The sequence below is a fragment of the Bowdeniella massiliensis genome, assembly GCF_023634005.1.
GTDB classification, from domain to species: Bacteria; Actinomycetota; Actinomycetes; order Actinomycetales; family Actinomycetaceae; genus Bowdeniella; species Bowdeniella massiliensis.
Genome location: NZ_JALIQR010000067.1, coordinates 1 through 407 on the forward strand (window position 1 = coordinate 1; position 407 = coordinate 407).

The window sequence follows — 407 nt, forward strand, 5'->3', positions numbered from 1 at the left end:
CCAATACAAGATGAAGTAATTGCTAGAACAGAGTATGAAGGGGTGTAAAATATGAGAAAGCATAGTGATTGTATGAATTTTTGTGCAGTAGATGCAACCAAAGGAATTTGTAGATTATCAAAACAAATGATTAATTTAGATGATGCAGCATGTCCAGAGATAAAAGTAATGCCAAAATGTAAAAATTGTAAAAATTTTGTTGAAGCTAATGATGAAGGTATAGGCAAATGTGTTGGCCTAGAGAAAGAAGGCTGGGTAGATTCAACAAGGAATGAAATCAGGTGTGAAGGACATGTGATTAATGAGTGGAGAACAGGAATTAGTAGGCATGATTGGTGATGTCGAAAGCGTTGGAGGGCAGGACGGTGCTGGTTGTAGAAAAACGGGAGTGCGAAATGGAGGTCGAG

1 protein-coding gene is annotated in these 407 nt (G+C 38.1%); it reads left to right on the forward strand.

Annotated elements, in window-relative coordinates; translation table 11 throughout:
- Nucleotides 1-51 precede the first annotated feature (51 nt).
- A complete protein-coding gene (hpdC, locus tag MUN85_RS12575) occupies nucleotides 52-339 on the forward strand; it encodes a 4-hydroxyphenylacetate decarboxylase small subunit (RefSeq protein ID WP_250507008.1) in 288 nt (95 codons plus the stop codon).
- The last annotated feature ends 68 nt before the right edge of the window (nucleotides 340-407 follow it).

Coding starts and splice junctions, on each gene's coding strand:
- hpdC (WP_250507008.1), top strand. CDS start 52: ATGAGAAAGCATAGTGATTGTATGAATTTTTGTGCAGTAGATGCAACC.